Consider the following 13,047-nt stretch of genomic DNA (forward strand, 5'->3'; position numbering starts at 1 on the left):
GGGCTGGCGATCGTGCGGGCTGTGGTGGGTGCGCACGGGGGGCGGGTGGAGGTCGAGAGCGTCCCGGGCCGCACCGTGTTCACGGTGGGCCTCCCAGCGTGGGACGGGACGGACGCCGACGTCGCCACGGGTGCGGGTGCGGATACGGGCGCGGAGACGGGCGCGTGCTCGGACGCGTCGACGGACATGGGCGCGACGGACACGGACACCGGCACCGGCATGGGCGCGGGCTCGGACAGCGCGCGCGGCGTGCGCCGGAACTCATAGCTGGGGCACAGCTTCACCACAAGGCGCTGACAGACCGTTTCGCGAGCCTCTGGGGCATGCGAACAGACACTCATGCCGGAGCGCTGACCAGCACGCTTCCCGCCCGTCGCCATGTGCCCGCCGCCTCGTCAGGAGGGGTGGTCCTGGATGTCGTCGTCCCCGTCTACAACGAGGAGGCGGGGTTGGAGGGGTGTGTGCGGCGGCTGCACGCGTTCTTGTCGGGGAACTTTCCGTACGGGTTCCGGATCACGGTGGCGGACAACGCGAGTGCGGACGGGACGCCGGTGGTGGCGCGTCGGCTGGCGGGGGAGTTCGCCGAGGTGGAGTCGGTGCGGCTGGAGGAGAAGGGGCGGGGGCGGGCGCTGCGTGCGGTGTGGGGGGCTTCGGATGCTCCGGTGCGGGCGTATATGGATGTGGATCTGTCGACGGATCTGAACGCGTTGCTGCCGTTGGTGGCGCCGTTGATCTCGGGGCATTCGGATGTGGCGATCGGGTCGCGTCTTGCGGGGGGTTCGCGGGTGGTGCGGGGTGCGAAGCGGGAGGTGATCTCGCGTTCGTACAACCTGATTCTGCGGGGGTCGCTGGCGGCGCGGTTCTCGGATGCGCAGTGCGGGTTCAAGGCGGTGCGGGGTGAGGTGGCGGAGCGGTTGCTGCCGTTGGTGGAGGATTCGGGGTGGTTCTTCGACACGGAGCTGTTGGTGGTGGCCGAGCGGGCGGGGCTGCGGATTCATGAGGTGCCGGTGGACTGGGTGGATGATCCGGATTCGCGGGTGGACATCGTGGCCACGGCGCTGGAGGACCTGCGGGGTGTGTGGCGGGTGGGGCGTGCGCTGGCGTCGGGTGCGTTGCCGTTGGGGCGGTTGGCGCGGCCGTTCGGTGATGATCCGCGGGATCGTGGGGTGGTGGGGGTGCCGGGGGGTCTGGCGCGGCAGTTGGTGGGGTTCGCTGCGGTGGGTGTGGTGAGCACGCTGCTGTATCTGGTGCTGTTCTCCCTGTTGCGGTTGGGGGTGGGGGCGCAGGCGGCCAACGCGGTGGCGTTGTTGTTGTCGGCGGTGGTGAACACGGCGGCGAATCGGCGGTTGACGTTCCGGGTGCGGGGGCGGTCGCGGGTGGTGCGGCATCAGGCGCAGGGTCTGGTGGTGTTCGGGATCGGGTTGGCGTTGACGAGTGGGTCGTTGGCGGCGTTGTCGGCGGGGAGTCCGGGCGCTTCGCATGCGACGGAGCTGGCGGTGCTGGTGGCGGCGAATCTGGCGGCGACGGTGCTGCGGTTCGTCCTCTTCCGCGCCTGGGTCTTCTCCGCCAAGCACGAGCAGGGGCAGGGCATGGACGGCGGCCACACCGCCGAGGGCATTCACCAGGACCACGGCGACAGCGCGTACGGCGATGTGTCCCGCGCCGACGGAACCGACAAGGAGCGCACCTCCGCATGACCACCCTCACTCACCCGGCCGGGCCCCCGCTCGGTGCCGACCGGGACGGAACGGATGGAACAGACGGCACGGACGCGGCGGGCGCGCGTGCGGTGAAGCCCCGCTGGGAGCGGCCCGCGTACTGGGGCCTGCTCGTCGTCGCCGCGGTGCTGTATCTGTGGGGGCTGGGTGCGTCCGGTTACGCGAACTCCTTCTACTCTGCTGCCGCGCAGGCGGGCGGGGCGAGCTGGAAGGCGTTTCTGTTCGGCTCGCTGGACGCGGGCAACGCGATCACCGTGGACAAGCCCCCGGCCGCGCTGTGGCCCATGGGGTTGTCGGTGCGGCTGTTCGGGCTGGGCTCCTGGCAGATCCTGGTGCCCCAGGCGCTGATGGGCGTGGGCACGGTGGCGGTGCTGTTCGCCGCCGTCCGCCGCCGCTTCGGCCCCGCCGCCGGTCTGCTGGCGGGGGCCCTGCTGGCGCTGACCCCGGTGGCGGCGCTGATGTTCCGCTTCAACAACCCCGACGCGCTGCTGTGTCTGCTGATGGTCGCGGCGCTGTATGGCGTGCAGCGGGCGCTGGAGGACGCGCGGACCAAATGGCTGCTCTTCGCCGGGCTCTGCTTCGGGCTGGGCTTTTTGACCAAGACGCTCCAGGCGTGGCTGATCCTGCCGCCGCTGGCACTCGTCTACGTGGTGTGCGCGCCCGCCCGGCTGCCGCGCCGTATCGGGCAACTGGCCCTGGCGGGGCTGGTGATGGTGGTCAGCGGCGGCTGGTGGGTGGCGCTGGCCGAGTTGTGGCCCGCCGCATCGCGGCCCTACATCGGCGGCTCGCAGACCAACAGCTTCCTGGAGCTGACCTTCGGCTACAACGGCTTCGGCCGTATCACCGGCAACGAGACCGGGAGTGTCGGCGGCGGTGCGCCCGGTGGCGGCCCCGGTGGGGGCGGCGGTCCCGGTGGCGGTCCCGGCGGCGGTGGGGGCTGGGGCGAGACCGGCATCGGGCGGCTGTTCAACGAGTCGATGGGCGGCCAGATCTCCTGGCTGCTGCCCGCCGCGCTGATCCTGCTGGCAGCGGGCCTCGTGGTGACGCGCAAGGCGGCCCGTACGGACGGCGAACGCGCCGCGTTCCTGCTGTGGGGCGGGGCGCTGCTGATGACGGCGGCGACGTTCAGCTTCATGTCCGGGATCTTCCACGAGTACTACAACATCGCCCTCGCCCCCTACATCGCGGCGCTCGTCGCCATGGGCGCGGTGCTGCTGTGGCGACGTCGCGCGCACCTCCTCGCCTCGGGGACGCTCGCGCTGACGGTGGCGGTCACGGCCGTGTGGTCGTACGTGCTGCTCGACCGCGCGGGGGACTGGCTGCCGTGGCTGCGCTGGACCGTGCTCGCCGCCGGTGCCGTGGCGGCGCTCGCGCTGCTGGGGCTCTCGCGACTGCCCCGTCGAGTGGGTGTCGGCGTCGCCGCGCTGGGCCTGGCGGCCTCGGTCGCGGGGCCCGTCGCGTACACGCTCAGCACCGTGGACACCCCGCACACGGGCTCGATCATCACGGCGGGCCCCTCGTCGGGGCGCGGGCCGGGCGGCATGGGCGGTCCCGGCGGTCCTGGTGGCGCTGGCGGCGGTGGGATGCGGGGCGGCCCGCCCGGCATGCCGGGTCAGGGCGGCCAGGGCCAGGGCCAGCCCCCGCAGGGGATGCCGGGCCAGGGCGGTCAGGCTCAGGGTCAGGGCCAGCCCGGCCAGCAGAGCAAGGGCGGTCCGGGCCAGGGGCAGCAGGGGCAGGGCATGCCCGGCGGCGCCGGAGCCCGTGAGGGCCGCATGGGCGGTGGCATGGGTGGCGGCATGGGCGGACTGCTCAACGGCGCCTCCGTCAGCGCCAAGGCCAAGTCCAGGCTGAGCGAGAACGCCGACGACTACACCTGGGCAGCCGCGGCCATCGGCTCGCAGAACGCGGCCAGCTACCAACTGGCCACCGGAAAACCGGTGATGGCCATCGGCGGCTTCAACGGCAGCGACCCGAGCCCCACCCTCGCCCAGTTCAAGAAGTACGTCGCGGACGGGAAGATCCACTACTTCATCGGCGGCTCCCAGGGCGGCCCAGGCGGCGGCCAGGGCACCGCGTCCGAGATCAGCTCCTGGGTGACCAAGCACTACGAGAAGGTCACCGTCGGCCAGGCCACGTTCTACGACCTGACGAAGAAGAGCTGAGCGACCCCGACACGTCGCACGGAACACGTCGGACGTCAGGGCCGGACCCCTCCAGGGGACCGGTCCTGACGCGCGTTCGGCGGAAAACCGGGTTTCCCGTCGCGCACGGCTCCCGTACGGTGTAGAGCGTCCCGGTTATACGCCGTACGAGAGGAGCCCTGTTGACCCAGCACGCACCGCGCGCGGACTCCGCGGCGAGCACACCGCACCCGCACCGTCACCCCCTTACAAGCCCGCACCCGCGCCGCTGGCTCATCCTCGGCGTCGTATGTCTCGCGCAGCTCACCGTGCTGCTCGACAACACGGTGCTGAACGTCGCGCTGCCCTCCCTCACCAGAGAGCTGCACGCGTCCACGACGGACACCCAGTGGATGATCAGCGCGTACGCGCTGGTGCAGTCGGGGCTGCTGCTCACCGCGGGCAACGCCGCCGACCGCTACGGCCGCAAGCGGATGCTCCTCGCCGGGCTCGCGCTCTTCGGCGTCGGCTCGCTGGCCGCCGGACTCGCCCAGTCCTCGGCCCAGTTGATCGCGGCGCGCGCGGGGATGGGCGTGGGCGGCGCGCTGCTGATGACGACGACGCTCGCCGTCGTCATGCAGGTCTTCGACGAGGCCGAGCGGGCGAAGGCCATCGGCATCTGGGGCGCGGTCAGTTCGCTCGGCTTCGCCTCGGGGCCACTGATCGGCGGGGTGCTGCTCGACCACTTCTGGTGGGGCGCGATCTTCCTCGTCAACCTTCCCGTCGTGGCCGTCGGCCTGTTCGCGGTCGCCAGGCTGGTGCCCGAGTCGCGGAGCGGCGCGGGGGAGCGGCCGGATCTGGTGGGCGCTGTGCTGTCGACCGTCGGCATGGTCGGGGTCGTCTACGCGATCACCGAGGGCCCGGTGCACGGCTGGACCTCGGCGCGGGTGCTGCTGCCCGCGCTGGTCGGCGCGGCGGTGCTGGCGGGGTTCGCGCGCTGGGAGCTGCGCGTCGAACACCCCATGCTGGACATGCGGTTCTTCCGCGACCGCCGCTTCGTCGGCGCCGTCGCGGGCGGCATCCTCGTCGCGTTCGGGATGGCGGGCTCGCTCTATCTCCTCACCCAGCAGCTCCAGCTCGTGCTCGGCTACGGCCCGCTCAGCGCCGGTCTCCACACGGCACCGCTCGCCCTGACGACGGTGCTGCTCAACTTCTCCGGCGTCGGCGCCAGGGTGCTGGCCGCGCTGGGCACCCCGCGCACCATCGTGGCCGGGATGGGGCTGCTGGCGGCTGGGCTCGCCTGCGTGGCGGTGCTGGCCTCGCCGGACGGCTACGCGGGGCTGCTGACGGGCCTCGTCGTGATGGGCGCGGGCATCGCGCTGTCCATGCCCGCCATGGCGAACGCCGTCATGTCCGCGATACCGCCCGAGAAGGCCGGGGTGGGCGCCGGGATCAACGGCACGCTCATGGAGTTCGGCAACGGGCTCGGCGTCGCCGTGCTCGGCGCGGTGCTCAACGCCCGCTTCACCGCACTGCTGCCCGCCGCGCTCGCGGGGGCCGGTTCGCTGCCGGCCGCCGTGGCCGCGGCGCGTACGGGAGGGGAGCGGGCGGCCGTCGCGGACGCGTTCGCGCGGGGCATCGAGACGGCCCAACTGGCCGGAGCGGCGGCCGTCCTCGCGGGCGGTCTCCTGGCCGCGCTGCTGCTGAGTCGCGCGGAGCGGGGGCGCGCCTTGGGGCGCGCGGATTAGCCGAGCCTTTCGGGGGCGGCCGTGCTTCCGCCCGTCGGGTCCCGGCTGGTCGACCGGCGCGGGCCGCCACGGTGCGAGCCGCGGCTCATGGCTCGCGGCGGCCGTCGTCATGGCGTCACGGTGTCACGGTGTCACGCCGTCACGGTGTCACGCCGTCAGGGCCGGAGCGGCGGTGCCGGAGAGAGTCACTGGCCCTCGACCGGCGGGCAGTAGCCGGTCTTGTCGCCGATGCTGTTGATGACCGCGTTGGACCGGGGGTCGCCCGCGTAGTCGACCTGGTCGGTGCAGCTCTTGTCGGGGTCGGCGGGGGTGCCCTTGGGGGTGTCGGCCTTCTGCGGGTCAGGGCACTCGCCCGTCTCCTCGCCGATGCTGTTGATGGTGGCGTTGGACCTCGGGTCCCCCGCGTAGTTGATCTGGTCGGTGCAGCTCTTGTCGGGCTTGGCGGTGCCGCTGTTCTGCGGGTCGGGGCAGTGGCCGGTCTTGTCGCCGATGCTGTTGATGGTGGCGTTGGACCGGGGGTCGCCCGCGTAGTCGACCTGGTCGGTGCAGCTCACCCCGTCCTTCGCGGGGGTGCCCGACGCCGGGGTGCTCTCCGATTTCGAGCCGGCGTCGGTCGTGGCGGCGTCGGGCGAGGTGCTGGCGGCGGCCGACGAGCTGGAGCTGGGCGCGGAGGACGACGCGTTGCCGGTCCCATCGGGGCCACAGGCCGTGAGCGACAGGGTGGCCGCCACGGCGGCGAGGGTGAGCATCGATATCTTCCGAGCGCGCATGGTGTCGTCCTTTGTGCGGGGGGAGGTTGTCTGTCTACCCAGACACACCCGTCACCCGAGTTAGTTGCATGACCCATGTTCCCAGGACACGGCCGTTACACGGGAGTCGACAAGCGGTGAAGTACGTTCCGGGACACGGACGGCGCACGGCTTAGGGGCTGTGCCGCGCACGGCTTAGAGTCAAGAGGTGAACGCCCGGAATTCACTGGTCCGTTCACCCCTCCCGCCCCCCCCCGATCTCCCCCGAGAAGGAGTGCGCGTCATGGCATCCTCCGACACCCGCACCGGCCGTCCACCGCGGACCAGCGTGTGGCTGGAGGAACGTCCCGCCTCCAAGCGCAAGGGCACGGGCGCGGGCGCGGGCGGAGGCGGGACCCGGGAGCAGCACGGGCAGTCCGGGCAGCCCGAGGGGCTGGACCGGGAGAAGATCACGGCCGCCGCCGTGCGCCTGCTCGACGCGGACGGGCTCGCGAAGTTCTCGATGCGCCGCCTCGCCGCCGAGCTGGGTGTCACGGCCATGTCCGTGTACTGGTACGTGGACAGCAAGGACGACCTGCTGGAGCTGGCCATGGACGCGGCCGAGGGCGAGCTGGACCTCCCCGACCCCGCGGACACCGAAGCCGACTGGCGCGAACAGCTCCGCCATCTCGCCTACGAGTACCGGCGCCTGTTCAACGTCCACCCCTGGGTCTCCCAGATGGTCGGCAGCTATCTCAACATCGGCCCGCACGCGATGGCCTTCTCGCACGCGGCCCAGGGCATCATGCGGCGCACGGGCCTGCCCGCGCCGCAGCTCACCGGGGCGATGGCCGCGCTCTTCCAGTTCGTCTACGGCTACAGCACCACCGAGGCGAGCTGGAACGGCCGCTGCCGCGCGGCGGGGCTGAGCGCGGACGAGTATCTCTCCACCGTCTACGGCAAGATCGAGGGCCGGGCCGAGTACGAGGACTCCCTGCGCCTCATGGAGCAGGGCGGCGGCAGCACGGTGCACGAAATGCGCGAGCGCGACTTCACCGTCGCGCTGGACTGCATCCTCGCGGGCATGGACGCGCTGACCGTCGCCACGCACACGACGAGGGACCGCGCGGAAAACCCGCACGGTCCCTCTCAACCGGCCCAGTCGGCCCAGCGGCCCTAGGCCGTGTCGTCAAAATTTCGTCTGTGGGGCGGGGCCATGCACGCACATCTGCCGCGTTGTCAGTCGTCGGCGCAGCCCTCCCCCAGGCCCTGCGGGCTGGGAGGTGCCCCCGGCGCTCTCCTCCCTTCGCCTTGCATCTGCACGCACCTGACCCCGCCCCACACCGCCCTAGCGGGCGGAACGACGCTATTTTGACGACACGGCCTAGCCGCCCGCGTCAGCCACGTCAGCCCGCGAACGGCACGCGTCCGCTCAGCCCGCGAACGGCAGCGACTCGCCCTGCACGGCCTGGATGTCCAGCTCGACCTTCAGGGTGGTGCCGATGGCGGCGATGCCCGCGGCGACGACCTGGTTGTAGTTCATCGAGAAGTCCTCGCGCCGCAGCTCGGCGGTGGCGCGGAACGCCGCGCGCACCCCGCCCCACGGGTCGGGCCCGGTCCCCAGGTACGTCAGGTCCAGGTCCACGTCGCGCACGACGCCGTGCATCGCGAGCTGCCCGTGCACCGTCCAGCGGTCGGCGCCCGCGGTGTCCACGCCGGTGCTGCGGTATGTGATCTGCGGGTGCTCCTCGACGTTGAGGAAGTCGCCCGAGCGCAGATGCCCGTCGCGCATCTCGTTGCCGGTGTCGATGCTGGCGGCCTCGATGGCCGCCTCGACGGTGGACTTCTCGGTGTCCTCGGCTATCTCGATGCGCCCGCCGAACCGGGTGAACCGCCCGTGCACGCTGGTGATCCCCAGGTGCTGCGCGGTCGCCGCCACCGTCGAGTGCATCGGGTCGATGGTCCACGGACCCGGCGGCGGCAGCTCGACGCCGCCCTGCCGCGCCAGCACCAGCGCGCCCACGTCGGCCCGCCCGGAGGCGGTCACCATCGCGGTCGAGGCCGCCGGCGCGTAGCCGATGGCGGTCGCGATCACCGTGTACGCCCCAGCGGGCAGCGGTTCCTCGCTGCGTACGACGCCTTCGGCGTCCGCCTCGGCACGCAGTACCTGCGTGCCCGTCATGTCGGTCACGGTCAGCACCGCGTGCTGGACCGCCCAACCGTCGCGAGTGCGGATCTGCGCCCGTACGCCCGCTCCTGCGCCTGCCATCAGTCTTTCGCTCCTTCTTGCTTCACGACCGGCCCCGGGCCCCGCGATGTGCGGGCCGTCCCCTGCCCGCGCTCCCAGTTCGCGGGGGCCGGGGCCTTCCCCTGACCGGGCCGGTCGACGCGCGCTCCGCTCGCATCACTCGCGCGCCTTCCGGCCCGGGGGGTCTTGGGGTGTGGTGCTGGCTACTCGTCGGGGTGGTGCAGCTCGATGTCGTAGCCGTCCACGCCGGACCCGTCGACGTTCAACGCGTTGGCGACCGGCGGGTAGCCGGAGGCGATGACCGAGTAGTCGCCGGAGTCCAGGTCGGTGAAGGCGTATGCGCCGTCCTCACCGGTGGTGGAGGTGGCCACGACGTTGCCCGCCGCGTCCACCAGGGTCACCCGTGCGTCGGGCAGCGGCCTGCGGTCGGCCCCGGCGCGCACCGTGCCCTGGACCCGGGAGCCCGCGGCCAGGTCGATCTCGACGCGGGTGATGCCCTGTCCGTCGACCTCGACGGGGCGGGCGGTGGGGCGGAAGCCGGGGGCGTTGACCGCGAGGGTGAAGGTGCCGGTGACCATCTCCTCGAAGCGGAAGTCGCCGCGCTCACCGGACTTGCCGGTGGCCAGGACCTCGCCGCGTACGTCGGTGACCACGACCATGGCGTCCGCGACGGGGGTGCCGTCGACGGCGCTGCGGACCAGGCCCGCCAGGCCGCTGGTGCCCGAGAGGAGGATGTCGTGGCTCAGGGGCTCCTCGCCGATGACGACGGTGGAGGCCTGGGGCTGGTGGCCGTCGGCCGCGGCGATCAGCACGTAGCTGCCCGCGCTGGGCGCGTCCAGCCCGTAGGAGCCGTCCGCGTGGGCGACCGAGCGGCCGAGCTGACGGCCGCTGAGCGAGATCAGCGTGACCGCGGCACGGGCCACACCCACACCGTCGGCGTTCCGGACGGTCCCGCGGACCCCGTAGCCGGACTGTCCGGCTCCGGCACCGGCGGAGGCCATCGCTCCGAGAGGTTGTGTCTGTGACATGGGCTGTCCGTACTGCTCCTGCGAGTGCGAGGCGGTGGGGGTGAGGTCGGGCTGCCCCGCGTGGCGGGCGTGCCGCCCGGCCGGTGCACCGGCGCCGACGAGCGCGGGCTCGGGCGCGGGAGCGGTCGCGGCGACGGCCTCGGCCGGGGCCGGGGCGGGCTCGACGCCGGAGGCTTCCTGGTCCAGGCCCGACTTGGTCTTCAGCGGAACTTCCTTGATGAACAGGACGAAGATCAGTGCCAGCAGCGCTACGGGAGCGGCGTACAGGTAGATGTCGCCGATGCCGTGGCCGTAGGCGCTTTCGATCACCGTCCGGATGGGTCCGGGCAGCTTGTCCAGGTCGGGGATGGCGCTGCCTCCGCCGCCCGTCGGGCCGCCGTGGTCCATGCCGATCTTGTGCAGACCGTCCTCGACGTAGTCCGAGATCCGGTTGGACAGAACCGCGCCGAGCACCGAGACGCCCACCGCACCGCCGAGGGAGCGGAAGAAGTTGATCGTGGAGCTGGCGGCGCCCAGGTCGGAGGGGGCGACCTGGTTCTGGGTGGCCAGCACCAGGTTCTGCATCATCATGCCGACGCCCAGGCCGAGCAGCGCCATGAAGATCGCCATGTGCCAGTACTCGGTGTCGTAGCGCAGCGTGCCCAGCAGGCCGAGGCCCGCGGTCATCAGCACCCCGCCGGAGCACAGCCAGATCTTCCACTTGCCGGTACGGGTGATGATCTGGCCCGAGATGGTGGTGGAGAGGAACAGACCCGCGATCATCGGGATCGTCATCACACCGGCCATGGTCGGGGACTTGCCCCGGGCGAGCTGGAAGTACTGGCTCAGGTAGACCGTCGCGCCGAACATCGCGATGCCCACGAAGAGCGAGGCGAGCGCGGCGAGGGTGATGGTGCGGTTGCGGAACAGCCGCAGCGGGATGATCGGCTCGGCGACCTTCGACTCGATCAGCACGAAGATCAGTGCCAGCACGACCGTGCCGCCGACCATCGTGTAGGTCTGCCAGGACATCCAGTCGTACTTGTCGCCCGCGAAGGTGACCCAGATGAGGATCAGCGAGGCCGCGGCGGCGACGAAGAAGGCGCCGGCCCAGTCGACCTTCACGTTCCGCTTCACGACGGGCAGGTGCAGGGTCTTCTGGAGCAGGATCAGCGCGATGACGGCGAAGGGGATGCCGACGTAGAAGCACCAGCGCCAGCCGAGCGCGTCGGTGTCGGTGATCACGCCGCCGAGCAGCGGACCGCCGACGGTGGCGACGGCGAAGACCGCGCCGATGTAACCGGTGTAGCGACCGCGCTCCCGGGGGGAGATCATCGCGGCGATCACGATCTGGGCCAGGGCGGATATACCGCCCATGCCTATGCCCTGTACGGCGCGCGAGGTGATCAGCATCGCCGGGTTGTGTGCCAGGCCCGCGCTCGCGGAGGCCAGCACGAAGATGACGATGGCCGTCTGGACCAGCACCTTCTTGCTGACCAGGTCCGCCATCTTGCCCCACAGCGGGGTCGAGGCGGTCATCGTCAGCAGCGAGGCCGTCACCACCCAGGTGTACGAGCTCTGGCCGCCGCCGAGATCGGAGACGATCCGGGGCAGTGCGTTCGAGACGATCGTCGAGGACAGAATGGCGACGAACATGCCGAGCAGCAGCCCGGACAGCGCCTCCATGATCTGCCGGTGCGTCATGGGCGCGGCTTCGGCGGAGTTGGCCTGCGCGTGCGACGCGTGCTTGGCCCCGCTTTCAGCCCCGGCTCCTTGCACACCGGAATGTGGTGTGGTCGTGGCCATTCGCTTCCTTCTTCTTTCCTTCGTGCGTGCTCAGCGACGTGCGGTGGGGATCTTGCTCTGTGTGTCGTTGTGGGTGCCGCGCGTGCGGCAGTCTCCGAAGCTCGACCGGAGCTTCTCCAGCATCGCGTTGAGCAGGGCGACGTCGTCGTCGGACCAGTCGTGCAGGTTCTGCTGGAGCATCTCCGTGGTGTGTTCGGAGAGCTGGTCCAGTTGTTTCTGACCGTTCTCGCTGATCCGCAGCAGCCGGGACCGGCCGTCCTGCGGATCGGGGTGGCGCTCGATCCAGCCGCGCTCTGCGACGTGGGTCACGTGGCGGCTGGTGACCGACATGTCCACGGCCATCAGCTCGGCCAGCCTGCCCGTGCGCATCTCGCCGAACTTGCTCAGGAGCATCAGCACGGCGGCCGAGGCGGGCGGGCAGTCATGGGGCAGACCCCGCGCCATCTCCCGTTTGACGGCGCCGATGGCGCTCAGGTGCCGGGCCAGTTCCTCGTACTGACTGCGTGCGGCCATCCGCCACCCCCAGGATTTTGTTGCTTAGGGCAACCATAGAAGCGGTTAGTTGCTGCACGCAAGTTGATTCCGGGCATGCGAGGCAAACAATCAACAAAGTCTCGGTGTGCTCCGGCTCAAGTCGGCCGGGCTCCGGGACCGGGCTGTATCCCGCCCCCGCGGTTCGCTAAGGTCTCGCCGTATGGCTCACAACCCCCAGTCACCGCAGGGCCCCGAAGGGCACCAGGACCCCGCGGGCAGCACGCAGATGTTCCGCGCGTTCGTCGATGAGGAGGCGCCGCAGCGGCGGGCCGCGCCGCCGCGGGCGCAGGCGGGGCCGCGGGTCGGTCTGATCGTCGGCGTGATCGTCGCCCTCGTCGTCATCGCCGGAGCGGTTTGGTTGGCCCTGGCTTAAGGGTCGCCCCTTCACGGGTCCCCTTCGCGGGGTGCGGTTCCCCTTCGCGGGGTGCGGAAGGAAACACAGGGTTGCCCCTGCACGCTGGTGTGCCCCTTCACGGGGTGCGGGGTGAAGCCCACACGGGGTGCGCGTCTCTCGTGGGGGTGCGCCTGCTGTGGGTGCCCCTTTGGGGGTTCGTTCGCGTGGTGCGGGCCGGTGGCACGGGTTGTGCCCACCCGTCCCGCCCACGGGACGATTGCCCACAACTTTTTGGCGCCGTCGCCCGGCGGGGCGTCCCTGTGTGGGGCGGTTCGCCGTTTTCGGGTGCGGGCCGGTAGCTTCGGCGCGGCCTATGGACCGGTGCGTCGCGGCTGGCGCCGCGTGTTTCTTGGCTCGGGTCGTGGTTGTGGGTGTGTGGGTGGGGGGTGTCCGGTGCCGGGGTGGGGTGTCTCCTCGGCGTGAAGGTCTCGTTGTCGGCTTTAGGCCGGTGACTTTCTCGACCTGCGGGGACACCCCACCCCGTCCCCGTCCCGCCGGTGGCCCGCTATCCGGTTCCGGGTCGGCCGGGGCCGACTCCATGGCGTGCGGCGGCACGAAAACCAGCGCGGGACCTTACGGTTCCCGCTTCACGGGCCGACCGTCCCGCGCAACACCCCCGGTGCAGGGGTGCGCCTACCCGATTGCCCCCTGGGGTCTCGTTGGCGTGCTGCGGGCCGGTGGGTGGGTTGTGCCCACCCTCCCCCAGCTACCGCTGGGAGGTGCCCCCTCGCCGAGCGGGACGCT

The 13,047-nt window shown here is 71.5% G+C and carries 9 protein-coding genes and 1 pseudogene; 6 read left to right on the plus strand and 4 right to left on the minus strand.

Annotated elements, in window-relative coordinates; translation table 11 throughout:
• The 4 genes and pseudogenes from ACYVOO_RS05880 to ACYVOO_RS05895 form a co-directional block, all read left to right on the plus strand.
• Positions 1 to 267: pseudogene (locus tag ACYVOO_RS05880) on the plus strand (hypothetical protein); the annotation flags it as partial.
• A 56-nt stretch (positions 268 to 323) separates the two neighbouring features.
• A complete protein-coding gene (locus ACYVOO_RS05885; protein ID WP_461014569.1) occupies positions 324 to 1,697 on the plus strand; it encodes a bifunctional glycosyltransferase family 2/GtrA family protein in 1,374 nt (457 codons plus the stop codon).
• Positions 1,694 to 3,880, plus strand: coding sequence for an ArnT family glycosyltransferase (locus ACYVOO_RS05890; protein WP_461014570.1), 2,187 nt, complete (start codon positions 1,694 to 1,696; stop codon positions 3,878 to 3,880). The genes ACYVOO_RS05885 and ACYVOO_RS05890 overlap by 4 nt, the downstream gene beginning before the upstream one ends.
• A gap of 161 nt (positions 3,881 to 4,041) precedes the next feature.
• The gene (locus ACYVOO_RS05895; protein ID WP_461014571.1) at positions 4,042 to 5,586 is read left to right on the plus strand and encodes an MFS transporter; all 1,545 of its coding nucleotides are present in this window, start codon (positions 4,042 to 4,044) and stop codon (positions 5,584 to 5,586) included.
• Between the two features lie 185 nt (positions 5,587 to 5,771).
• On the opposite strand, the gene ACYVOO_RS05900 is transcribed toward ACYVOO_RS05895, so the two are convergent.
• Positions 5,772 to 6,356, minus strand: coding sequence for a hypothetical protein (locus tag ACYVOO_RS05900; protein WP_461014572.1), 585 nt, complete (start codon positions 6,354 to 6,356; stop codon positions 5,772 to 5,774).
• Between the two features lie 262 nt (positions 6,357 to 6,618).
• Between ACYVOO_RS05900 and ACYVOO_RS05905 the strand changes: the two genes are divergently transcribed.
• A complete protein-coding gene (locus ACYVOO_RS05905) occupies positions 6,619 to 7,494 on the plus strand; it encodes a TetR/AcrR family transcriptional regulator (protein ID WP_461014573.1) in 876 nt (291 codons plus the stop codon).
• Between the two features lie 252 nt (positions 7,495 to 7,746).
• On the opposite strand, the gene ACYVOO_RS05910 is transcribed toward ACYVOO_RS05905, so the two are convergent.
• The 3 genes from ACYVOO_RS05910 to ACYVOO_RS05920 all read right to left on the minus strand — a co-directional run bounded on the left by ACYVOO_RS05910 (position 7,747) and on the right by ACYVOO_RS05920 (position 11,888).
• Positions 7,747 to 8,583, minus strand: coding sequence for a YceI family protein (locus ACYVOO_RS05910; protein WP_461014574.1), 837 nt, complete (start codon positions 8,581 to 8,583; stop codon positions 7,747 to 7,749).
• A 182-nt stretch (positions 8,584 to 8,765) separates the two neighbouring features.
• Positions 8,766 to 11,273, minus strand: coding sequence for an MFS transporter (locus tag ACYVOO_RS05915; protein WP_461014577.1), 2,508 nt, complete (start codon positions 11,271 to 11,273; stop codon positions 8,766 to 8,768).
• A gap of 132 nt (positions 11,274 to 11,405) precedes the next feature.
• Positions 11,406 to 11,888 (minus strand): MarR family winged helix-turn-helix transcriptional regulator, encoded by a 483-nt coding sequence (locus ACYVOO_RS05920; protein ID WP_461014575.1) that lies wholly within the window; start codon positions 11,886 to 11,888, stop codon positions 11,406 to 11,408.
• A gap of 181 nt (positions 11,889 to 12,069) precedes the next feature.
• Here ACYVOO_RS05920 and ACYVOO_RS05925 point away from each other — a divergent pair, with 181 nt between their 5' ends.
• On the plus strand, positions 12,070 to 12,282 hold the full coding sequence (locus ACYVOO_RS05925) for a hypothetical protein (RefSeq protein ID WP_461014576.1): 213 nt from the start codon (positions 12,070 to 12,072) through the stop codon (positions 12,280 to 12,282).
• Positions 12,283 to 13,047 lie beyond the last annotated feature (765 nt).

The organism is Streptomyces daliensis, assembly GCF_054782395.1.

Excerpts from the sequence above, each read along its gene's own strand:
- ACYVOO_RS05885 (WP_461014569.1), top strand. The coding sequence starts at position 324 with ATGCGAACAGACACTCATGCCGGAGCGCTGACCAGCACGCTTCCCGCC.
- ACYVOO_RS05890 (WP_461014570.1), top strand. The coding sequence starts at position 1,694 with ATGACCACCCTCACTCACCCGGCCGGGCCCCCGCTCGGTGCCGACCGG.
- ACYVOO_RS05900 (WP_461014572.1), bottom strand. The coding sequence starts at position 6,356 with ATGCGCGCTCGGAAGATATCGATGCTCACCCTCGCCGCCGTGGCGGCC.
- ACYVOO_RS05905 (WP_461014573.1), top strand. The coding sequence starts at position 6,619 with ATGGCATCCTCCGACACCCGCACCGGCCGTCCACCGCGGACCAGCGTG.
- ACYVOO_RS05910 (WP_461014574.1), bottom strand. The coding sequence starts at position 8,583 with ATGGCAGGCGCAGGAGCGGGCGTACGGGCGCAGATCCGCACTCGCGAC.
- ACYVOO_RS05915 (WP_461014577.1), bottom strand. The coding sequence starts at position 11,273 with ATGACGCACCGGCAGATCATGGAGGCGCTGTCCGGGCTGCTGCTCGGC.
- ACYVOO_RS05920 (WP_461014575.1), bottom strand. The coding sequence starts at position 11,888 with ATGGCCGCACGCAGTCAGTACGAGGAACTGGCCCGGCACCTGAGCGCC.
- ACYVOO_RS05925 (WP_461014576.1), top strand. The coding sequence starts at position 12,070 with ATGGCTCACAACCCCCAGTCACCGCAGGGCCCCGAAGGGCACCAGGAC.